General features: G+C 59.3%; 21 protein-coding genes. 7 read left to right on the forward strand and 14 right to left on the reverse strand.

The genetic code is table 11. The annotated features are described in order from the left end of the window. Window positions 1–16 precede the first annotated feature (16 nt). The 4 genes from IEW73_RS00465 to IEW73_RS00480 form a co-directional block, all read right to left on the reverse strand. Window positions 17–2191 carry a malate synthase G gene (locus IEW73_RS00465; RefSeq protein ID WP_188669669.1) on the reverse strand — a complete coding sequence of 725 codons (2175 nt, stop codon included), beginning with the start codon at window positions 2189–2191 and terminating at the stop codon, window positions 17–19. Between the two features lie 281 nt (window positions 2192–2472). After that, window positions 2473–3447 carry a dipeptidase gene (locus IEW73_RS00470; protein ID WP_188669670.1) on the reverse strand — a complete coding sequence of 325 codons (975 nt, stop codon included), beginning with the start codon at window positions 3445–3447 and terminating at the stop codon, window positions 2473–2475. 140 nt (window positions 3448–3587) lie between these two features. Beyond that, window positions 3588–3842, reverse strand: a complete 255-nt coding sequence (locus IEW73_RS00475) for a hypothetical protein (protein WP_188669671.1) — start codon at window positions 3840–3842, stop codon at window positions 3588–3590. Window positions 3843–3975: 133 nt separating this feature from the next. Continuing rightward, the gene (locus tag IEW73_RS00480; RefSeq protein WP_188669672.1) at window positions 3976–4506 is read right to left on the reverse strand and encodes a DUF6278 family protein; all 531 of its coding nucleotides are present in this window, start codon (window positions 4504–4506) and stop codon (window positions 3976–3978) included. A 113-nt stretch (window positions 4507–4619) separates the two neighbouring features. Between IEW73_RS00480 and IEW73_RS00485 the strand changes: the two genes are divergently transcribed. Then, window positions 4620–5009 (forward strand): hypothetical protein, encoded by a 390-nt coding sequence (locus IEW73_RS00485; RefSeq protein ID WP_188669673.1) that lies wholly within the window; start codon window positions 4620–4622, stop codon window positions 5007–5009. Here the strand turns inward: IEW73_RS00485 and IEW73_RS00490 are convergent, their stop codons facing one another. The 9 genes from IEW73_RS00490 to IEW73_RS00530 all read right to left on the reverse strand — a co-directional run bounded on the left by IEW73_RS00490 (window position 5010) and on the right by IEW73_RS00530 (window position 14334). Continuing rightward, entirely contained in the window at window positions 5010–5867 is an 858-nt protein-coding gene (locus IEW73_RS00490) for a 3-methyladenine DNA glycosylase (RefSeq protein ID WP_188669674.1), read from the reverse strand. 10 nt (window positions 5868–5877) lie between these two features. Then, a complete protein-coding gene (locus tag IEW73_RS00495) occupies window positions 5878–6321 on the reverse strand; it encodes a hypothetical protein (RefSeq protein ID WP_188669675.1) in 444 nt (147 codons plus the stop codon). 72 nt (window positions 6322–6393) lie between these two features. Continuing rightward, window positions 6394–7827: a GuaB1 family IMP dehydrogenase-related protein gene (locus IEW73_RS00500; protein ID WP_188669676.1), complete on the reverse strand. Its 1434-nt coding sequence runs from the start codon at window positions 7825–7827 to the stop codon at window positions 6394–6396. Between the two features lie 30 nt (window positions 7828–7857). Beyond that, on the reverse strand, window positions 7858–9351 hold the full coding sequence (gnd, locus tag IEW73_RS00505; protein WP_188669677.1) for an NADP-dependent phosphogluconate dehydrogenase: 1494 nt from the start codon (window positions 9349–9351) through the stop codon (window positions 7858–7860). 82 nt (window positions 9352–9433) lie between these two features. After that, entirely contained in the window at window positions 9434–10393 is a 960-nt protein-coding gene (locus IEW73_RS00510) for a M56 family metallopeptidase (RefSeq protein WP_188669678.1), read from the reverse strand. A gap of 58 nt (window positions 10394–10451) precedes the next feature. Next, window positions 10452–10862, reverse strand: a complete 411-nt coding sequence (locus IEW73_RS00515) for a BlaI/MecI/CopY family transcriptional regulator (protein WP_241012368.1) — start codon at window positions 10860–10862, stop codon at window positions 10452–10454. 78 nt (window positions 10863–10940) lie between these two features. Beyond that, entirely contained in the window at window positions 10941–11786 is an 846-nt protein-coding gene (locus IEW73_RS00520) for an ABC transporter ATP-binding protein (RefSeq protein WP_229675622.1), read from the reverse strand. Then, a complete protein-coding gene (locus tag IEW73_RS00525) occupies window positions 11783–12886 on the reverse strand; it encodes a FecCD family ABC transporter permease (RefSeq protein WP_372433602.1) in 1104 nt (367 codons plus the stop codon). Before IEW73_RS00525 ends, IEW73_RS00520 begins: the two co-directional genes overlap by 4 nt. Beyond that, a complete protein-coding gene (locus IEW73_RS00530; RefSeq protein ID WP_188669679.1) occupies window positions 12883–14334 on the reverse strand; it encodes a FecCD family ABC transporter permease in 1452 nt (483 codons plus the stop codon). Before IEW73_RS00530 ends, IEW73_RS00525 begins: the two co-directional genes overlap by 4 nt. A gap of 220 nt (window positions 14335–14554) precedes the next feature. On the opposite strand from IEW73_RS00530, the gene IEW73_RS00535 reads away from it, so the two are divergent. Both IEW73_RS00535 and IEW73_RS00540 read left to right on the forward strand, forming a co-directional pair. Beyond that, window positions 14555–15352, forward strand: a complete 798-nt coding sequence (locus tag IEW73_RS00535; protein ID WP_229675623.1) for a hypothetical protein — start codon at window positions 14555–14557, stop codon at window positions 15350–15352. A 344-nt stretch (window positions 15353–15696) separates the two neighbouring features. Continuing rightward, window positions 15697–16095 carry a PaaI family thioesterase gene (locus tag IEW73_RS00540; protein WP_188672648.1) on the forward strand — a complete coding sequence of 133 codons (399 nt, stop codon included), beginning with the start codon at window positions 15697–15699 and terminating at the stop codon, window positions 16093–16095. Between the two features lie 60 nt (window positions 16096–16155). Here IEW73_RS00540 and IEW73_RS00545 read toward each other — a convergent pair whose 3' ends face one another. Then, entirely contained in the window at window positions 16156–17553 is a 1398-nt protein-coding gene (locus IEW73_RS00545) for an NAD(P)/FAD-dependent oxidoreductase (RefSeq protein ID WP_188669680.1), read from the reverse strand. Window positions 17554–17771: 218 nt separating this feature from the next. Between IEW73_RS00545 and IEW73_RS00550 the strand changes: the two genes are divergently transcribed. From IEW73_RS00550 to IEW73_RS00565, 4 genes are read left to right on the forward strand one after another with little or no spacing between them, the layout of a single operon-like run. Next, window positions 17772–18407, forward strand: a complete 636-nt coding sequence (locus IEW73_RS00550; protein ID WP_229675624.1) for an alpha/beta hydrolase — start codon at window positions 17772–17774, stop codon at window positions 18405–18407. A gap of 43 nt (window positions 18408–18450) precedes the next feature. Further along, complete coding sequence (locus tag IEW73_RS00555; protein WP_188669682.1) at window positions 18451–19746, forward strand: NAD(P)/FAD-dependent oxidoreductase; 1296 nt, start codon at window positions 18451–18453, stop codon at window positions 19744–19746. Continuing rightward, window positions 19740–20564 carry a DUF1365 domain-containing protein gene (locus IEW73_RS00560; protein ID WP_188669683.1) on the forward strand — a complete coding sequence of 275 codons (825 nt, stop codon included), beginning with the start codon at window positions 19740–19742 and terminating at the stop codon, window positions 20562–20564. Before IEW73_RS00555 ends, IEW73_RS00560 begins: the two co-directional genes overlap by 7 nt. 36 nt (window positions 20565–20600) lie before the next feature. Next, entirely contained in the window at window positions 20601–21908 is a 1308-nt protein-coding gene (locus IEW73_RS00565; protein WP_188672650.1) for an SAM-dependent methyltransferase, read from the forward strand.

Consider the following 21908-nt stretch of genomic DNA (forward strand, 5'->3'; position numbering starts at 1 on the left):
GTCATACTGCTAGGTGTTACGCGTTGGCTGCTTTGTATTCGCGGCGGCGGCGGTGCAGGATTGGTTCGGTGTAGCCGCTTGGCTGCGTTGCACCCTCGAGGATAAGTTCCTTCGCTGCTTCGAAGGCGATATTGCCTTCAAAGTTTGGTGCCATTGGCTTGTATGCGGCGTCGCCTTCGTTCTGGCGGTCAACCACAGCTGCCATGCGTTCCAGGCTTTCGTTCACCTGGTCCTTGGTGATGATGCCGTGGCGCAACCAGTTAGCAAGCGTCTGGCTTGCAATACGGAGTGTTGCACGGTCTTCCATGAGTGCCACGTCGTTGATGTCAGGCACCTTGGAGACGCCGACACCTTGGTCGATCCAGCGAACAACGTAGCCAAGGATGGACTGGCAGTTGTTGTCCACTTCACGGGACACAACCTTGGGGTCCCAAGTTGAAGCATCGTCTGCGACAGGAATGGTCAGCAGTGAGTCAAGGCTCGCGGGGGTGCGTTCCTTGAGTTCCTTGTGCGCCGCAAACACGTCAACCTGGTGGTAGTGCATGGCGTGCAGGGTCGCGGCGGTGGGGGATGGCACCCATGCGGTGGTGGCGCCTTGCTTCAGCTGGCCCGCTTTTTGCTCGACCATGGCGGACATAAGGTCCGTCATTGCCCACATGCCCTTGCCGATTTGTGCGTGACCGGGAAGCCCAGTGGACAGACCCGCGTCAACATTGTTGTCCTCGTAGGCGGCAAACCATTTTTGTGACTTCTGGTCAGCCTTAGGAACGAATGGTCCAGCCTCCATGGAGGTGTGGATTTCGTCGCCGGTGCGGTCGAGGAAGCCGGTGTTGATGAACACGACCCGCTCGCGCGCGGCTTCGATGCAGGCACGGAGGTTGACGCTGGTGCGGCGTTCCTCGTCCATGATGCCGATCTTGAGGGTGTTTTCGGGAAGGTCGAGGATCATTTCGACGCGGCTGAACAGTTCGCCGGTGAAGGCAACTTCTTCAGGGCCGTGCATCTTTGGCTTCACGATGTACAGCGATCCGGTGAGGCTGTTCTTCAGCGGGTAGGAGCCGCGGAGGCTGTGCAACCCGGCGAGGGACGTCACGATGCCGTCGAGGATGCCCTCGGGGATCTCGTTGCCATCGGCGTCGAGAATCGCGTCGGTGGTCATGAGGTGACCAACATTGCGCACGAACATCAACGAACGGCCTGGAATAGAAATTGTGCGGCCGTCAACGGTGGTGTAGTCCCGATCAGGGTTCATCACTCGTGTGAAGGACTTGCCGTTCTTGGTCATCTCCTCGGCAAGTTCACCCTTCATCAAACCAAGCCAGTTGGTGTAACCCAAGACCTTGTCTTCGGCGTCAACTGCGGCGACGGAGTCTTCGAAGTCCATGATGGTGGTGAGTGCAGATTCGAGGACGACATCCTTGACACCCGCTGCGTCGGTCGAACCGACTGGACTGTCGGGGTCAATGACGATCTCGGCGTGCAGACCGTTGTGCTTGATCAGGAATGAGGTTGGGTTGCTCGCATCGCCGGTGTAACCGATGAATGTGGCGTTGTCCGCCAACCCTGTGGTGGTGCCGTCAGCGAGAGTAACGGCAAATTTGCCGTCGTTGATGCTGTACTTGGTGCTGCCAACGTGCGAACCATTGGCTAGTGGCACTGCTTGGTCCAGCACATTGCGGGCGTAAGCGATGACCTTGTCGCCGCGAACCTTGTTGTATCCCTTGCCCTTTTCGGCGCCGCCATCTTCAGAAATGACGTCTGTTCCGTAGAGCGCGTCGTACAACGAACCCCAGCGTGCGTTTGCGGCGTTGATCGCGAAACGCGCGTTGGTCACGGGCACAACAAGCTGCGGGCCTGCGGTTTCAGCGATTTCTTCGTCGACACCAGCAGTGGTGACGGTGAATTCCGATGGGCTGGGCTGCAGGTAGCCAATGTCAGTCAGGAAGTTTTTATACGCGGTGGCGTCGAATGAATCTTTATTCTCGGTGTGCCACGCGTCGATCTTGGACTGCAACTCGTCACGCTTGGCCAGCAGTTCCCGGTTCACAGGGGCAAGATCGTTAATGACAGCTTCTGCGCCAACCCAGAACGCATCTACGTCGACACCAGTACCAGGGATGGCCTGGTCCACTACGAAGTCGTACAGAACCTTAGCAACCTGCAGGCTACCGACGGTTACGCGCTCAGTCATTCATTGCCTCACTTCTATGGAAATTGCGTTACATACGCACACAAAAAACGCGAGCAGTCACAGCACTGTGATACTCACACAATCACCTTAGGGTACCCGCAGCGTCTAATCCGAAACTAACGTATCGGTGACAGATCGACGCACAGGTTCGTTCACGCTGATGAACGTCGAAGAACCCGGGGCTCATAACCATCATTAAACAACAGCGTGTACCGGCTGGTTCTCGCAATGAGCAACCTACCCAGCGCAGGAATCTGCGACAAGGTTGCCAGAGAGCGCTCCTAAGCTCCCGTGGGGGTTGCAGTGGACCAACTTTGTGCAGCAACGCGGCGAAAGTTGCCGCCGAGAACTGCAGCAACGTCATGGTCTCCCCAACCCCGTGCTTTCAAATGTTGTCCAAGTCTGAGGAAAGTTTCAGGCGGCATCCACTGAATCGGGCCCCATCGCGTGTAGTTTTCGTCGAATAGCTGGGGGTTTGTAGCGACCTCAGCGAGGAAGTCTTCATAATCAAACGAGAAGTCGGTGCTCACGCCAACATGCTCAACACCCACCAGGTTCGCCGCATATTCAATGTGTTGAGTCATCGCATCAAGCGTCGGAGTGTTTGGACCTAAGAAAATGCCGACACCAGTGATCCCGATGACGCCCCCAGTGCCCGCACAAGCGATTGCCTGATCGTCAGTGATGTTCCGGGGATGATCCCACACACTACGCATACACGAATGGCTGTACACCACTGGTTTAGACGATATTTCGCACAAGTCCAGGCCCGTACGGACACTGCAGTGCGAACCATCAGGAACCATGCCAGCAGAGTTCATTTCCGCCGTAATTGCCCGACCCCATGCGGTAAGCCCAGTGTCTTCAACGTCGAGGCTGCCGCACCCGGCCGCGTTGGCGTGGTTATAAGTCGGCAGCATGGTGCGCACACCAAGCTCCGCAAACCGGTGCACGTTGTCGAGGTCCATGTCCAATGGGCCGGAATCTTCGAGGTCGAAGGCGACCCCGATCCGCCCTGCCCCTGACTGCGAGGCAATGTCGGCGACGTTTGACACCAGATACATAACGTCGGACGCACTGATCTTGGCGCGGTCATAAGCAAGAAGTTTGTCGACATCATCCCGGCTGTGTGGGGCGTAGCCCACATTTACGGAGACAAAAACATCACCTGGGTTCTGGAACCGCGTCAGCATCGACACATCGGCGTCAACCTGCAACGGTAGGCAAGTGTGCTGGTCCCACAACAATGGCGTCATACGTATTGACTCTGCACCGCCGACCGAAAAAGGTCTAGAGAATTAATTGCCGAACGGCGCTGCCCCGACAGCAGCGCCGTTCTTCAGGAACCCCTTGCAGGGAAGTATTAACTTTTCACCACATCATCGAGAGTTGTCTGTCAAAGCTTCACCCACTGACGGCGCCGGAACTTGCGTGGAACACGAATACAACGGAACCACGCTCGTTTACACCGACCCTTCCAAGTGGGGTAACCAGTTATGACATTTTCATACCTCGGAGAATCAGAACGGTAGAGCCGGTCGATTTCGGCTAGCACCCGAATGTAGGTCTCCGGGTCGCCGCCGACATCAGGATGATGCTCGCGAGCTGCTGCACGACGGGCAGCCTTGTACTGCGCGCCCTGGTCAGTCACTCTCGAAGTCCCTCCCGTTTTGTTCCTCAGTAGTTAGTCGTGGTGAACACTCAAAACTGCACGAGCGAATCTCTGTGATCCGCGCCACACGGCCTCATGTCGGCTTCTGTCCGGAGGAACCGGGGCAGCCCCCTCAGCCTCCGGCGGAGGACCGGTAGCGGTTGACTACGTGAGTGGGAGATTCTCCGTGGTGCTCGACGTAGCGATCTGCAATTGCAGTGGCATCGAGATCGGTTCGTCCGACTTGAACAACTGGGTGCCCGTTTTGCCACACTTTCCATTGTGCTCCGTCAGCGTTGGCTACCAGTGCATTTCCCAACAGCAGACCAATTTCTCCGCTAAGCATGTGCCCGAGTTCCTCATCGGCAATGGCCTCCGGGAGGCGGCGTTCGATGGCCGCTAGTGCTTCATCGGGATTGTCGATCCGCTCACCTCGGTCGGCCAGCCACTGCAAGAGATCGTGAGGTTGCAGAAAGGGAGATTCAGCATCGATTTCGCCATCACTGCGCCCGTTTGCGCCGTACACAACAAACCCGTGGGCGATCCCGTACCGAGGGCCGACTCGAAGGCCACGCTGGACAAAGAGCGGTAGTCGGACGCTCACTGCGCTGGGCAGATGCAAATCCAAAATTTCTCTAAAGGGCATCCGCTGTGATCGTTTCACATCCATACGGTAGCCCTCCGGCCTCGTCGTCAAAAAGCCTCGCTTTCGGCAACTTGGCTCACTCTCTGTCTACACTGACTGGTCTGCGATGGTTCGCTTGTGAAGGGAGCACCGTGGATAGAAACTCCTCGGAATGGCCGGTGGCGGTCTACGAGAAACTTGTATCGCTATTGCGGCGCGGTGACGTCGGTAATCCTACGGAGACTGAAGTTGTTGCTACCTGGCTGAACAACACTGACGTATTCGTGGTGTTTAAACGCAACGGCGGAAACGAGTGCTACGGGATCAGTTTCAATACCAAAGATTGCCCAACAGGCACCGTCTGGCCTGAGCCGGAATCTATCGCGTCCGAGATTGCAGCCTACTGTGTGTTTGAATCGCTCGGCGCTGCGGCACCTCCAGAGCCAGCGGCTTTGCCGAACATTAACTGGGTGCTTGAGCAATCACATGAAGGCCTTCCGCAGACTGTCGGGCAGTTATCGAGTGACTCGCGCTGGTACTGATTAGTGCGCGAGGAGGGCGCGGCATTGCTCGAGGAGCTGAGTGCGAATGGTCGTTGCGCGTTGGGATAGTTGCTGTTGCTGGCGGATGTAGTCGGCTCGGCCCGCGGCGGTTTCGATGGGTACTGGGTCGTATCCGTAGGCGGTGAGGTCGTAGGGGCTTGCACGCATGTCGAGTTCGCGCGCGGCGTACGCGAGTGTGAAGGCGTCCCAGACGAGTTGTGTGCTCACAAGGGGGAGCAGTTTGGCGGAGAACTTGTAGAGGTCCATTCCGGCGTGGAGGCAGCCCGGTTGTTCGGCGTCGATTTGGGTGTCGCGGCTGAGGTGGGTTTCGTTGCGGGGCCGTGCTGGTTCGGTGAAGAACCGGAAGGCATCAAAGTGTGTGCAGCGCAGGGGAAGCGATTCGACTACTGCGTCGGTTTCGGCGTGCCCTAGGCGTAGGGGCACTGTTGAGTGTCGAACTGCTTCGGTTCCGCCGCGGTAGACCATTGCCCATTCGTGTAGCCCGAAGCATCCGAACCGTGGGGTGCGGGTGGCGGTCGCTTCCATGAGGTCCGCAATGTAAGTGATGGTGGGTCGGCGGTGCTCGAGGTGTTGAGCGCTGGCGGTAACGCCGCCCGCAGTGGTGCGGTATCCGCGCAGGTTTTCATACTCGGCGGCGTCCTGGAGGGTGTATCCAAATCCAGGGTGCCAGCGCAGTAACTGTGCGGGCTTTAACGAGTAGTAGGTGAAGAGAAAGTCGATGACGGGGTGTGTGGCGCCGCGGCTACGTTCGCCGAGATATGTGCCAATGAGGGCATGAACCTGTTGGTGGTGTGCCTCGCTGAGGGCACGCCAGGTTGCTGAAGGTAGGAGCGTCACATACTAACTGTTACCGCTCGAGGGGGCACAAATGCCAGCGGGCGGCATTCCAGATTGGGAAAACCTGGGCTGTGGTGGCGTCGGGGTGCCGTTCGCGTGTGTAGGCGAGGAGGTCGTCGACAGTGTTGGTGCTGTTCTGGGTGAGCACACATGCCTTGAGGGAAATCTTGCTGGTTTCAGTGAAACCGATGTCTCGGGCGAAGGATCCCATGCGTTGTTCGGGGACGAACCGGTCAAGGTCTTGTGCCCACCGGTTGAAGCCTTCTTGGGTGTCGTAGTCACATGGTTCGCCGTAGAACATTGCACAGTTCTGTTGGGAGCCTTCGATGGCGAAAGTGAGGTCATCCTGGGGGAATTCAGTGGTCTCTTCCCTGTCGACGAGCACAAAGAAGAGTAGGGCACCAAGTACCACGGCGATAATTGCAGCAACAATTCCTGCCAGCAAACCTTTCATGCATTCACCTTATATGGGCAATTCGGGTGTTGGAACCAGAATGCACAACGTCGACTTTTCTCGGTGGTGCGCTCAGCCTGTAGGGCGTGGCCTTCCTTCGGCGAATCCAGCTGGCGATTGCACGCCGACGAGTGCTTTGCTGAACAACTCGTCGAGTGTGTGCGCTCCGGTGTAGGTGCATGTGCTGCGCACACCAGCGCAAATGTGGTCGATGAGGTCTTCGACGCTTGGTCTTTCTGGGTCAACGCGCATTCGTGAAGTCGAAATACCTTCTTCGAATAGTGCTTTGCGGGCTCGGTCGTACGGCGAGTCACCTGACGTGCGGGCTGCGACGGCTCTCTTGGATGCCATGCCGAAGCTTTCCTTGTAGGCGTGGCCGTGCTCGTCGAAGAGTAGGTCACCGGGAGATTCGTACGTTCCGGCGAACCACGATCCAATCATGACGTTGGATGCGCCGGCGACGAGCGCGAGGGCAACGTCGCGGGGGTGTCGAACCCCTCCGTCGGCCCAGACGTGGTGGCCGCGGTCGCGGGCGGCGGTTGCGCATTCGGCGACTGCGGAGAACTGTGGTCTGCCCACGCCGGTCATCATGCGTGTGGTGCACATCGCGCCGGGGCCAACACCGACTTTGACGATGGTCGCTCCCGCATCGAGAAGGTCGTTGGTGCCTTCGGCGGTGACAACATTGCCGGCTGCGATGGCCACCCCAGGGTTGAGGTCCGCGATTGTTTTCACGGCGTCGAGCATTTTTTGTTGATGTCCGTGGGCAGTGTCGACCACGAGGAGATCGGCTCCCGCTTCGACGAGGGCGCGTGCTTTACCTGCGACGTCACCGTTAATTCCGACTGCTGCTGCTACTCGCAGTTGGTTGTGTGCGTCAATATTGGGTTGGTAGAGGCCGGTGCGCAGCGCTGCAGCTTTGGTCAGAACTCCAGCGAGTGTGCCGTCGCTATGGATGAGGATGGCGAGGTTTTCGCGGGCTGCTTCGAGTTCGTCGAACACAGTGCGGGCGTCGGTGAGGTGGTCGATGGTGGTGAGATCTGTGTTCATGACATCGCCGACGCGTGTGTACCGGTCTACTCCTTCGCACAGTGCTGCGGTGAGGATGCCGATGGGCTTGTCATGCTCGGTGACGATCGCGGCGTGATGTGCTCGCCTGGTCATCAATGTCAGTCCCTCGTAGATCGCTTGATCCGGGTTGAGGCTGACGGGCGTGTCTGCAATGAGGTGTCGCGACTTGACGTAGGCGATGGTCTCGGCCGCCGCAGGCAGAGGCAGGTCCTGGGGGAGCACGACGAGTCCACCGCGGCGCGCAACGGTTTCGGCCATGCGTCGCCCCGCCACCGCCGTCATGTTGGCTACAACGAGCGGGATTGTGGTGCCTGAGCCATCGCGAGTGGAGAGGTCAACATCGAAGCGTGATGCTACGTCGGCGCGCCTCGGGACGAGGAAAACGTCGTCGTAGGTGAGCTCGTAACCGGGGTCGCTGTGGTCGAGAAACCGCATGTCGAAACCTCCTGGTGGGTGTGGATGGTGTTAGTCGGTGCGGATTTCGCTGCGGTCGCCGCCCCACAAGGTGTGGAAGTGCCCAGGTTTGTCGATGCGTTCGTATGTGTGGGCGCCGAAGTAGTCCCGCAGGCCTTGGAGCAATGCTGCGGGGAGGCGGTCGGCGCGAATGCTGTCGTAGTACGCCAGCGCAGAGCTGAACCCTGGTACCGCCACGCCCACTGATGTGGCCGCAACAACGACGCGACGCCAGCTTGTGGTCGATGCGGCAACGGCATCGCTGAAGTAGGGGTCGAGAAGCAAGCTGGGCAGGTCTGGGTTTGCTGCGTACGCTTCGCGGATGCGGCCGAGGAACTGGGCGCGGATGATGCATCCGCCGCGCCATATGGTGGCGAGGTCACCGGGCTTGAGGTCCCAGCCGTATTCGACACTGCCGGCGGTCAGTTGGTTGAAACCTTGCGCGTAGGCCACCACTTTGGAGGCATACAGTGCGGCGTGAATATCGGCGAGGAAGGTGGCTTCGTCGATGTTGGGTAACGCTTCTTGCAGTGTGGTGGCGAGTTCGCCCCCGGGGAGTCCGTGCGCGGCTTCGCGCAGTTCGCGTGACCCCGATACTGCGCGTGCAAACACGGCTTCGGCGATGCCTGTGACGGGCACGCCCAGGTCGAGGGCGGACTTAACTGTCCAGCGGCCTGTGCCTTTTTGCCCCGTCGCGTCGAGGATGACGTCTATGAGAGGTGCACCGGTTTCGGCATCAACCTGCGCTAGGACGTCTGCGGTGATGTCAATGAGGTAGCTCTCGAGTACCCCTTTATTCCATTCGGCGAACACTTCAGCGCATTGTGCCGGGGTGTATCCGAGAACACCGGTCAGCAGTTGGTATGCCTCGCCGATGAGTTGCATGTCGGCGTATTCGATGCCGTTGTGCACCATTTTGACGTAGTGCCCGGCGCCGTCGGGGCCGATGTATGTGCAGCACGGGGTGTCGTCAACGACAGCAGCAACAGATTCGAGCAGGGGTCCGACATGGGTGTAGGACTCGCGTGATCCGCCCGGCATGATCGACGGACCGTTGAGTGCGCCTTCTTCGCCGCCGGAGATGCCACAGCCCACGAAATGGATTCCGCGTTCACGTAGTGCGGCTTCGCGCCGTCGCGTATCGGTGTAGAGGGCGTTGCCGCCGTCGATAATGATGTCGCCCGGTTCCATTTCGGCTGCGAGTTCTTCGATGACGGCGTCGGTCGCAGCGCCCGCCTGAACCATGATGAGTGCGCGTCGCGGTGTGGCGAGGGATGCAACAAATTCAGCAATTGTCTTGGTTGCGACAAAGTTGCCTTCAGAACCGTGGTCACTGATGAGGGCTTGAGTGCGCCCGAAACTGCGGTTGTGCACAGCGACGGTGTGGCCGTGGCGTGCGAAGTTTCGGGCGATGTTGGCGCCCATCACGGCGAGACCGGTAACGCCAATCGGTGCACCACCGGATGCGGTGTGGTTATCGGACGCACTGGAACTGGGCGGTGTCATGGGGCACTCCTGACGGCGACGCCGAACGGTGAATGTGTTGGTTCCCCTTCACAATATCGACCACACGCCGTGGCCGCGTGGTTCACCGTGCTGTTAGTCCGAAGAGTCGGGAAAGTTCCACCAGCCACGGCACTGCTACGGCGATAGTTGGGCCGATCAAGATGAGTGCCGCAACGGTGTAGGCAGCCACGGAGGTGCGTAGGTCGTATGTGCCGTCGGCGAGCCGTTGAATGCGCAGGAGGGTTGCGATCCCTCCCGCGGCCATGGCCCCGTCCGGCGTGGCATTGGACGAACAGGTGACAAGTGCCCGTGCGAGGGGGGTGGCACCGGTGGCGCGGAGTGCTGCGTCGTCGGCGAGTAGCTCGATGAGGAGGCGGACAGCACCGAGTGCCGACTTGCTTCGAACGACCCGCGGGAAGGCTGCGTGGACGGCGGTGAATGCTTCCAAGACGAGGTCGTGACGCGCGCGGAGGTGTGCTCGTTCGTGAGCGAGGATTGCGTCGAGTTCGTCGGGTGCGAGTTTGTCGAGGGCACCTTCGCTGACAACGACGCGCTGCCTCAGGCCTGGGAGACAGTAGGCGAGCGGCTCGGAGTGTCGCAGAACGCGCAGGTCCGCTCTGGTGAGGTGGTCTAGCCGCGGGTCGGGTTGGTCCAGCAGATCGACGAGCATTCGGTGATGGGCTCGTCGTTTTCGGGTGCGGATTGAGACCTGTGCCGTGCTGTAGATCAGTCGCGCCCCAATAAGTACGGTGATGGCGAACACTCCGACGGACAGAATCCACAGGGGAAGCCCGAGTACAGCGATTTCCTCTGTTGGAGAGGTCGTGGGCAGACCGTCGGGGCCGGGGACGAGCAACATGCTTGCGATCGCGAGTCCTGAGCTAAACGCTGATAGGACTGCGGCGATGGCGATGGATTGCCAGAGAACAAGTGCCGCTCGTGGCGCTTTGAGTGGCCATTGAGCTTTGCTAAGTATGGCGGGAATCGGACCTGCGAGGGCGACAGCGAGTACCGCGAATGCGGCAGCCGTGGTGCCCGTCATGGCGCGTCCTTAAGGGTTGGTGGCGTGTCCCCATCTAGTGTGCATGTAAGTGTGGCGATCAGCGAAACCGTGGCCCGCGACCGCGGCTTCGAGGTTCGGATTCGCGGCGTTCAAGGGCGGCCAGGGCGTCTCGCAAAGCGTCAACTTCGGTGGCGTCAGCCCGCTCGACGAAGTGCACCAGTGCTGCAGCACGTCCACCGGACTTTTCTGCCTGCTTCAACGCGTCCATCATGAGGTCCGCAACAAGTTCTTCGCGAGCATTAACCGGCGTATAGCGGTAGGCGCGTTCGCGTCGCTCTTGGGCGACAAGATTCTTTTTCGCCAAGCGTTGTAGCACCGTCATGACGGTTGTGTACGCCAGTGAACGATGCTGCGCCAATGCCTCGTGGACTTGGCGTACGGTCTGTGGTTCAGGTGCGGACCACAGGTGATCCATCACTGCCCGTTCGAGTTCTCCGAGACCTGCCATTCTTTCAATCCTACTGAATAACCAACAGGGTTGGCTACTACAGTTGGTCGTAGAAGCGGTCTAATCAGGTGAGGTTGGTCACCCTATTGCATCCGCGGTGATCAAATCCGCGTGCACGTGCCTCGTTCCGATGGGAACAATTAGGGGCGCGTCTGAGGTGGGGTCGTCGATGACGGCGGCGCGCAAACCGAATGCCTCATCAAGCAGGTCGGCGGAAATGACATCACGTGGTGCACCGGCGGCAATGATCGCGCCATCTTTCATCACCACAATGTGATCGCTGTAGCGCACGGCAAGGTTCAGGTCGTGCAGCACCATCACCACGGTGCGGCTCATGTCTGTATGCAACCTGTCGATCAGATCCAACACGTCGATAGCGTGCGACAGGTCGAGGTAGGTGGTTGGCTCGTCGAGGAGCAAGATGTCTGTTCCTTGAGCCAGCGCCATCGATATCCACACTCGTTGCCTCTGCCCGCCCGAGAGTTCATCGACAGGTCGGTCTGCTAGGTCAGTGATGCCCGTTAATGCGAGCGCGGCCGCAACCTCCGCCTCGTCGTCGGCGGACCATTGGCGAATCCACGACTGATGTGGATGGCGTCCTCGCGATACTAAGTCTGCGACAGCAAGGCCTTCAGGAGCGATCGGTGCTTGGGGGAGCAAACCCACAATGCGGGCGACATCTTTAGTTCGCATAGTGGTGATCGTCTTGCCGTCGAGAACAATTGCGCCGTCACGCGGCTTCAGCAGCCGGCCCAACGCACGAAGGAGGGTGGATTTACCGCACCCATTGGGGCCGATGATGGTCGTAATTTCACCGGGGCGGATCGCCATGCTGAGCTTCTCAACAATGACGCGATCGCCGTAGTTCAACGTGATGTTGTCGGCAACGAGTCTCGGCGGTGAAGACATTCCGTAATCAGTCATCCGGTTACCCTTCGGTTTGCGCGGATCAGGAGGTACAGCAAGAACGGGCCACCGAGCGCTGCGGTCACAATGCCCGCGGGAAGTTCTACGGGTAACAGCGTCCGTGCTGTGATGTCCGCAGCTAACACGAGGCACGCGCCGGTAAGACCTGACGCGAGAATCGGTGGGGTTGGGGTGCGCAATAGTCGCATAGCCACCTGTGGAGCCATCAGCCCGACAAAGCCAATGGGGCCCGCCGCTGACACACTGGCTGCGGTTAGCGCGACCGCCGTCAGGAGCAAAATGGTCTGCGTGCGGTGGAGGCGCACGCCCAGAGCCTGGGCGGTGTCGTTGCCCAACCGTAGTGCGCCCATCGAAAAGCTCGCACCCACCGCGATCGCACCAAATACTGTTGTGGTGACCAAAAGTGGGGTGAAGTGTCGCCAATCCCTACCATTGAGCGACCCCACGAGCCACGCCTGGGCTTGGGCGACATCGTTGATGTCCGAGACGATCAACATCCAGTACACCAATGCCTGGCAGATGGCCGTGACGGCTATGCCAATAAGTATCAGTCGGAAGCCGTCTACACCTCCCTTCCACGCAAGGGCATACAGAATGACGGCGGCAGTGATACCGCCAATCAATGCGGCGACGGGCAGTCCCATGAGTCCAAGCGTCGACATGACCACACCGGTGGTTCCACCGCTCAGCACAATGAGGGCTACAGCGGTGACGCTTGCCCCTGCACTAATCCCAAGAATGTCGGGGCTTGCGAGAGGATTTCGAGTCAGGCTTTGTGTGAGTGCCCCCGCGATGCCAAGCGAAAGTCCGACAAGAGCGCCGACGAGTGAGCGTGGGAGTCGAAGGTCCATCACGATGAACCGCTCCATCCGGGTGCCGCCACCAAGCAGAACTTCCACCACCGCTGTTATCGATAGCGGGAAATCGCCGCGCCCAATGTTGATGCACAGCAGTAGGAAAAGTAGCGCGCCGAGTAGTGCGGTCGCGATCACCATTGGCGCGCGCAGCACGAGGGACACGGGCCCTAGCCGGAACGACTTTCGGCTAGGGATGGTGCGGTGGTCCCCGGAAACCTGCCGTTGAAGCGTCGTTGTCACAAGCTCACCAGCTTGCGGCGGCGAACAAGCGCAATAAAGAACGGCCCGCCCACGAGGGCTAGCACGATGCTCAGTTGTAGCTCCCCTGGGCGAATAACAACCCGGCCAACAACATCAGCCGTGAGCAGCAGTATCGCGCCGCACAGCGCGGCGACGGGGATGAGCCACCGATAGTCAGGGCCGGTGATGGCCCTAGCGATGTGTGGCACCACAAGTCCAAGGAATGCGATGACTCCGCAGGCCGCGGTGGCTGCACCTGCGAGCAACGTGATGGCAAGTACGCCAATGATGCGGGTGCGGACAATGCTAGTGCCGAGGGAGCGAGCGACGTCGTCTCCGAGGCTCAGCAAATTCAGTCCGGGTGTGCTGGCGAACGCGAGGATCAGCCCCACGATGATGAACGGCAGCACCTGAACCAAGACGTCGAAACCGCGGCCAGCTACAGATCCGACGTTCCAAAATCGGTAGGCGTCGAGCGAGGCTTGGTCAAGCAGAACGATCGCGTTGGTCATTGCGGCTAGAAACGCGCCAACGGCGACACCCGCGAGGGGCAATGTAAGAGGGCTTGCGCCGCCGCGGCCTATTGACGCCAGAGTGAACACAGCGACGGTTGTAAGAAAGGCCCCCGCGAAGGCGAACCAAATGTATTCGATGGGTGAGCTGAGGCGGAACAGGTACACGGCGAGAACGACTGCGAACGCTGCGCCTGGGATGACGCCGAGGATTCCGGGGTCAGCAAGAGGATTGCGGGTGTGCCCTTGGATGAGGGCGCCGGCAACGCCTATGGCAACTCCGACGGTGATGGCGAGGAGGGTGCGCGGGAAACGCAGCGTGCGCACGATGATGTCGGTGTCAATCCCCGTTGGGTGGATGAGTGCGTTCCCAACCTCGGCGAGGCTGAGGGGTCGCGCACCGATTGCGAGGCTAGCCAGGATGAGCATTGCGAGGATGGCCGTGAGGACGGTGATTCCCGCGAGGCGTTGGCGGCGTAACGCCGTGATGCTGAGGTTGCGACGGTAGGTGATGAAGCCGTCAGCGGTGGCCTGGGTGGTGGTGACTACTTCAGCGCTGGGGCCAGCGAGGCCGAATGTGGCGCGGCGGTAGAGGTTTGGCTTTCTACCCACCGCTTGTTTGGTTGTGGTGTTGCGCAACGTGTGGTTCATGGCGTGTTTGCCGATGCTGCTGCCGGTTCTTCCTTCGAGGTGCCCGAAGTTCCATAGCGCGGTAGCGATGGTGGCGAGCAATGTGAAGGCGGTAAAGGCAACACGGTCGGCTTGGCCGCCCCCGGCTTCCTCGCGCAGAGATGTCACGATCAACGCCCCGATAAGCAGCGGGGCGCAGGTTGCGGCAACGTCGATGAGGTGAGAGGTGAGTCGTTCCCATTGTGGTGGGGGATCTGCGCGGGCCGCGCTGGGAAGCGTGTCCGCTTCCAGTGGCCGAGTGCTCACGGGTGACCACCTTTCGTGGACCAAAGTTTTTCAGCGCGATGTTTCACGGATTAGGTTACGACAGCCTAAGCTAATTAGGAAAACCAAGCCTAACCAAATGCCGCGACGCTATGATCCGCATCACATGATTTGCTTACTTGGTAAGCCTAGCCTCAAATTACTAAGGTTAGCCTTATTGGAAGTTGGCCAGAGTGATGGACGAAGCACGAGGAGGGATTTCGTGTCGCGAGCAATGATGAAGGTGGCAGGCGGGTTTGGTGCGACTGAACCGCAAGCTGCAGGAGTGGGTGTGCACCGTGAAACCCCATTGCTAGTCAACGCTTCTGCGCTGCGGCAAATCGATCCCGAATATCCCCGCAATTACGCGGTCACATGGATGCATCTCGAACCGCGTCGCAGGTGGTGGGCGCTTTCTTCGGCCTTGACCGAGCCGCGGTTGGAGCATATGTATGTCCGGATGCGTCGAGAACTGGGATCGCCCGAGGTCGCGGCGAGCCAGGTTGCCGCAGTGGTCATTCACGCAGTCGTCGGGCGCTTGATGGCTTCACTGGCACTCCAGGGGCGGGCGTGGGACCCGGGGCTTGACAACCTTTGGATGCACTACGACTCTGACGGCGGGGTCGATTGGGCGGGGGTTGTCGATCCCACCCTGCGCGTGTTGCCGACCGACTGTTTTGCCGGGTCGCGCGTTGCTGTCACGATGCCGAGTGAACGAGCTCTTGCGGTGTGGGCGGCTCACAGAGTGGAGACGACGCTCAGGCCGCTTTTCTGTCGCATCTCGGAATTTACCGGCGCTGACAGTGAGCGAATGTGGTCAATGGTGGGAGAGTCCATTGTGGGGACGATGTCGTATGTGCCCACGCGGACGGGCTGTGACGACGTCAACGCCGCACGTCGCGGCCGCTTGATGCTCGATGCGATGACGGCGGCGGGATTGCCGGTGCGGTCCCATGTTTCGGCTGTGCGCCTGCGGTGGAGTTCGATGGAGCTTTCAACCCCTGTGCGCGCAACCGCGTAAGAATGTGACGGGCGTCACCCTGAAGATGGTTGTAATGTAGGTGAGCCTCACCTAATGTTGTTGGTGGGACGGGAAATACTACCGGGCCGAGACGGTGTCCTGAGGGCTGCAGAGACATCCGGTCCACGCCACGATGGGCCTCACGCCAAGTACGGCGTGAGGCCCATCGCTATTTCTCACACATCCCATGAGTGCTTTTCAGAAGCACGAGCGTATTTGCGCAACTATGGTGGAGCGCAACTACCACGCCACAAGGAGCAGCCGTGAGCAATTTCGATGACAACGAGCAGATTCAACGTGGAGGAGAAATCCCCGACGAACTCCGAGAAATCCTCAGCCGAGGCATGGGCGACTACCTCGGGCTCCGGTACACCGAGATAACACCAGACTCCGTGCGCGCCCATTGGCGGATCCGTCCCGAAATGCACCAGCCAGCCGGACTGGTCCACGGTGGGGTGTACTGCGCAGTCGTCGAATCACTAGCGAGCATTGCAGGAATGGCTTGGCTGGGCGACCGCGGCCACGTCGTCGGCGTAAACAACAACACCGACTTTCTCCGTGCAGCCCGCGAAGGCACCCTGCACGCCCACGCCATCCCCATGCATCGTGGACGTCTGCAGCAGTTGTGGCTCGTCAATATCGTCGATGAACAACACCGACTCATCGCCCGCGGGCACGTTCGCCTACAAAATGTTGCAGACAGCGCAAATCTGGCAAAGCCAGAAAACAACACCACCGACTAGCTCAAACGGGCAGAAAAAGGCGGGCGCCACACACGGCGCCCGCCAATCTCGCACTGCTTATTAGCTAGCTTCGACCTGCTTCTGATTCAACTTGTCGTTGGCCTTCTGCGCCTCAAGTGACTCAAGGTGATCGATCGCGGTCCGCGCCGTCATCCACTGTTCGGTGACCGTAAGCTGCGCCCGCGAGTTCGTCGCGAACGTGACGATCCACGAGAACAACGTCGCTACCCGGCTCTTGAATCCCACGATGTACACCAAGTGCACCGCGAGCCACATCAACCATCCGATAAAGCCACTGATATTGATCTTGCCGACCTGAGCCACCGCGCTGTACTTGGAAACAGCAGCCATGTTGCCCTTGTTGAAGTACTTAAACGGCTTGCGCTCAGGCGCAGGCTCGCCCTTGGCGTTGGCCTTGACTTCCTTCTTGATGATCTTCGACGTGTACCGCCCGCCCTGGATGGCGACCTGGGCTACACCAGGCAAACCATCGAGCGCCATCATGTCACCCACAACGAAGATGTTCGGTTCGCCCTTGATCGACAAGTCTGGATTAACCATCACGCGGCCTGCGCGGTCAATCTCGGTTCCAGTCTGATCCGACAACATCTTGCCCAGTGGGCTCGCAGCCACACCAGCGGCCCACAACTTGCAGTACGCAGTGATGCGCTGTTCGTTTCCTTCTTTGTCCTTCACGACGACGCCATACTCATCGACATCGGTGACGAAGGTGTTGAGCATGATCTCCACGCCCAACTTTTCAAGGCGGCGATGTGCCTTTCCACCCAGCTTCTCGCCAAACGGAGGAAGTACCTGCGACGCCGCATCGAGCAAAATGATGCGTGCCTGGCCTGGGTCGATGTTTCGGAACGCGCCTTCGAGCGTGTCCTTGGCTAGTTCGGCGATCTGACCAGCCATTTCCACACCGGTGGGTCCTGCGCCAACGACTACGAAAGTGAGGAGACGTTCCTGTTCAGCCGGGTCATTCGACAACTCAGCGAGCTCGAAAGCGCTCACGATCTTGCCGCGCAACTCAAGGGCGTGATCCACAGTCTTCATGCCTGGTGCGTACTTAGCGAAGTGATCGTTTCCGAAGTACGACTGCTCTGCGCCCGCTGCAACGATGAGGCTGTCGAACGACGTGACCGTGGTCTGCCCGAACTGCTCCGAGGTGATCGTGCGGTTGGCGACATCGATATCGCTGACCTCGCCCATCAACACACGGGTGTTGCGCTGCTTCCTAAGTACCACACGGGTCGGTGCCGCAATCTCGCCGACAGACAAAATCCCGGTAGCAACTTGGTACAGCAACGGTTGAAATAGGTGGTGTGTTGTGCGGGCGATCATGGTGATGTCAACATCAGCCCGTTTCAAAGCTTGGGTCGCAAATAATCCACCAAATCCGGATCCAATAACGACGACATGATGGCGCTGACCGTTGTCGGGCTGGTTACCCATGACAGTCTCCTTCGATTGCAGGGCTGACGTGCTAAGCCTAGTAACGTTGCATTTGCTGCGGGAATGGGATCCCGATATTGGTCGCAACTTCTTCCACAACTTTCTCACCACGAACGGTTCGGGGGCGTAACCGGGTGCCCGAATGTGTCCAAAATCGCACCGCAGAAGCATTCGCAGCGTGAACCGAACTGCACGGGCTCCCACTCCGAATGAATGGTGTGAAAACAATCGTTCTCGTTTTGCCCGGCGGAAAGGTTCGCAGCGATTCCAGCTCGCGCCCATGGCACCTCTCCTCTGTGCGGATGCGCCCATTTACCCGGGTCTTGTCCGCACTTGCAGAATCAGCAACCACCGCTGGAGAAGCCGATATCCATGTCGTGCAGGTCCGCTACCGCAAGCGGGGATGGAACGGCAATGGTGCAGAAGCGATCGCCGACGCGAGAGGTGCGATGCAACGTGCGATTGAACTCAACGACAGCGAAATCGACACCAACGTCATAGTCGTGGGGCATTCCATGGGAGGCCGAGTGGCGGCCCACTTGGCAAGCGACCCCCGAGTCTCCGGTGTCATCGCCCTCGCCCCCTGGTGGCCCGACGAGGAAGGAAACCTCTTTAGGGCAGGGCAGCGACTGGCAGTTCTCCACGGGACTGAAGATCGTTGGACAGATCCAGTGCTCTCACGCGCTGAAGTTCTTCGCGCGTCACGCAACGGTGTTGAGGCCCACTGGGAACCGATGGAAGACGCCGGGCACTTCATGTTGAGCAAGACGGGCCAATGGCACAACTGGGTCGTCGAGTCCGCTGAACGCATGATCGCAGCCAGCCACACAGATAACCCATCCGACAACACGTGAGCTTCGAATAACTGCTAAAGGTTCTTTTTTCGAGGGGGAAACGATGGCAGAAGCCAAATCGCCAGCGCGGCGCTCAGTTGCTGTGGTGGGGAGTGGCGTTGCAGGGCTCACAGCAGCATGGGTGTTGCGCAAAAGCGCGGACGTCACACTGTACGAGGCGGACAACCGCCTCGGTGGGCACGCCGACACACACGATGTGGTCGTCGGTTCGAGGATCGTTCCGATCGACACAGGGTTCATCGTCCACAATGAACGGACCTATCCCACGCTCCTGAAGCTATTTGCTGAACTTGGGGTGCAAACGCAAGAGACCGACATGAGCATGTCCGTCCGATGCGACGGGTGCGGTTTGGAGTACGCAGGCGGGAAGAAAGCGCCCGGACTCTTCCCCACAGCGAAGGTCGCCGTAAGGCGGCCATACCTGCGGATGCTGTCCGAGATCAAGCGCTTTCATAAGGCGGCCCGGGGAGTCATTGACGGCGGCGAAGCCACTGCTATCGACGATCAAATCACCTTGGGTGAGTTTCTGCAGCGCGAACAGTTTTCGCCGTACTTCACAAACCATTTCATGACACCACTGGTATCAGCCGTGTGGTCATGCAACCCCGAAACCGCGATGCTGTACCCCGCGCGCTACCTCTTCGCGTTCCTTGACCATCACGGAATGTTGTCAGTCACGGGTTCCCCAACATGGCGCACCGTTACCGGCGGCTCGCGCGAGTACGTCAGCAGGGTGGCGAAGGAACTGCACCAAGTTCGCGTCGGCTACGCAGTGCGCGATGTCCAAGTACGTGCCGAGGGAATCGAAATTCGTGACGACTCCGATGACGTGCACATGTTTGATGCAGCGGTCATCGCAACGCACCCCGGACAGGCACTGCGAATGCTCACCAGACCGACAGACGCTCAATTCGACGTCTTGTCCGCGATGACATACACACCAAACACTGCGTTATTACACACGGACACCGACGTCCTGCCCAAAGCGAAACTTGCTCGCGCTTCATGGAACTACCGAATCCCCGCGTGCGATGCAAAGCCGAACCATGTTCTTGTCAGCTACGACATGACACGGCTACAACGTCTTGGCGCTCTGGACGGCCGACGATTCATGGTGACACTGGGCGGCGAACACCTCATTTCAGGTTCCAGCGTCATTGATCGTATGGAATACGAACACCCTCAATACACGCCGGAATCAATCGCCGCGCAGCGCCGCCTACCCGAAATCAACAGCACCAACCTGGCATTCGCTGGCGCCTACCACGGGTGGGGTTTCCACGAGGACGGCGCATTGTCCGGTCTTCGCGCAGCCCAACACTTAGGCGGTTCATGGTGACCACCACTGCGCTTAAATCTACTGCGCCCGAATCTTCTGCGCCCAAATCTACTGCGCCCGAAACGATAAACCCCTCGCGTCGACGCAAAACCTACCCGGGCGCGATCTACCACACCCAGATTAGGCATGTTCGGCGCGCACCTCTGCGCAATGTGTTCACCTACCGCAGCATGTGGTGGCTGGTCGATCTCGACCGCATTCCGGTTCTGCCATGGTGGGCGCGCCCGTTCGTCTCCTTCCAATCGAAGGACCATTTCGGGGATCCACACCGCAGCATTCGCGACAATGTTGAGGAGTTTCTCGCCCTCCGCGGAATTGATATCAGCGGCGGATCCGTGTGGATGCTCGCAAATGCCCGCGCCATGGGAATCAATTTCAACCCACTCTCGGTGTATTGGTGCTTCGACCGGCACGGAGACATGGCGTGCGTCATAGCTGAAGTTCACAACACTTACGGCGAAAAGCACTGCTATGTCGTCGGTCCAGACGCAGCGACCGCCGGTGCTCGCGTAGACAAAGAGTTCTACGTATCGCCCTTCAATGACGTGTCCGGGGAGTACCAACTGCGGTTACCGGCGCCGACTCAGATTCTGCGGCTAGCAATCGTGTTACACCGCACTGGGCAACCCCCATTCACTGCCACGGTCACGGGGGTGCGCCAGCCCATCACCGTGGCATCAGTAGTGCGGGCAATCTCCTCAATTCCGCTGCCTCCACTGCGTGTGATCGTGCAGATCCGCTGGCAGGGGGTTCGTTTGTGGCTGCGGCGTTTACCAGTAGTTCCACGGCCGAAACACCAGCGGCAGGAAGGCGTATAAATGGAAATCCAGAAAGCGGAAAACATGAGCTCCCAGATGCGTGTCGCCCCCAATGCAGACAGTTCAGTCGTACGGGCACCTGGTCAACTCGACATAGATCCGCAGCGGTGGCCTGCCATCGCTGTTGCGCCGTCTGGTGCCACAGTGAACATGCGAGCACGCGTGGCACGAAGAATTTTTCGCCGCGCGGTTTCCGAACTCCCATTGAGGGTGGAGTTCCCCGATGGCACGGTATGGGGCGCGACGTCAGAGGTTGAGACCCATCCACGCATGTTGCTTCACCGTCCCGACGAATTTTTCCGACGGCTCGGCAGCGGAGCCCTCATTGGCTTCGGTGAGGCCTACATGGCGGGGGACTGGGATGCCAGTGACCTTGAGGCCGTCCTCGAGGTGTTTGCTAGCCGCGTAGCCTCGCTCGTGCCAGGGAACCTGCAACGCTTGCGCGCGTTTTTAGTTGCGCGGCAGCCCAAGAACGAACGTAACTCGACGAAGAACACCCAGTCGAACATCTCCCGTCATTACGACCTATCCAACGACTTTTTCCGCTTGTTCCTCGACGAGACGATGACGTACTCGGCCGCGCTGTTTACCGACCCGGAGACGGCAACCCTGGACGACCTCGCTGAGGCGCAGCGCCGCAAGATTGACCGCCTCCTAGACCTCGCGGGTGTTACAGCAGGATCCCGTGTACTTGAGATCGGTACCGGCTGGGGTGAACTCGCCCTCCGCGCAGCCGCACGAGGCGCCACGGTTCACACCGTCACATTGTCAACAGCGCAGGCTGAACTAGCACAACAGCGAGTCCACCAGCACGGATACTCTGACTCGGTCACCGTCGAGATCCTTGACTACCGATTCGTCGATGGACAATACGACGCTGTGGTGTCCGTCGAAATGATCGAAGCCGTCGGCTACCAATACTGGACGGAATACTTCAGCAAAATCGACAGTGTTCTAGCTCCGGGCGGCAAGGTGGCAATTCAGGCCATCACGATGCCCCACGAGCGGATGCTCGCCACACGTAATACGTACACCTGGATTCACAAATACATTTTTCCAGGTGGGCTACTCCCGTCGGTTCGTGCCATCGAAGAGACCACGGAGAAATTCACCACCCTGCGCGTTGATGAAGTCTTCAGCATGGGATCGCACTACGCGCGGACACTTCGCCTATGGGAAGACCACTTCACTGCGACGTTCGACCAGACGCGAAAGCTTGGCTTTGACGATGTATTTCGTCGAATGTGGAAGTTCTATCTGAACTATTCCGAAGCCGGATTTGCCTCACAGTATCTCGACGTACAGCAAATTTTGATCAGCCGTCCCAACGAGAGCAGGACGTGA

Origin of the sequence: Hoyosella rhizosphaerae, assembly GCF_014643175.1 — a bacterium.
Taxonomy (GTDB): domain Bacteria; phylum Actinomycetota; class Actinomycetes; order Mycobacteriales; family Mycobacteriaceae; genus Lolliginicoccus; species Lolliginicoccus rhizosphaerae.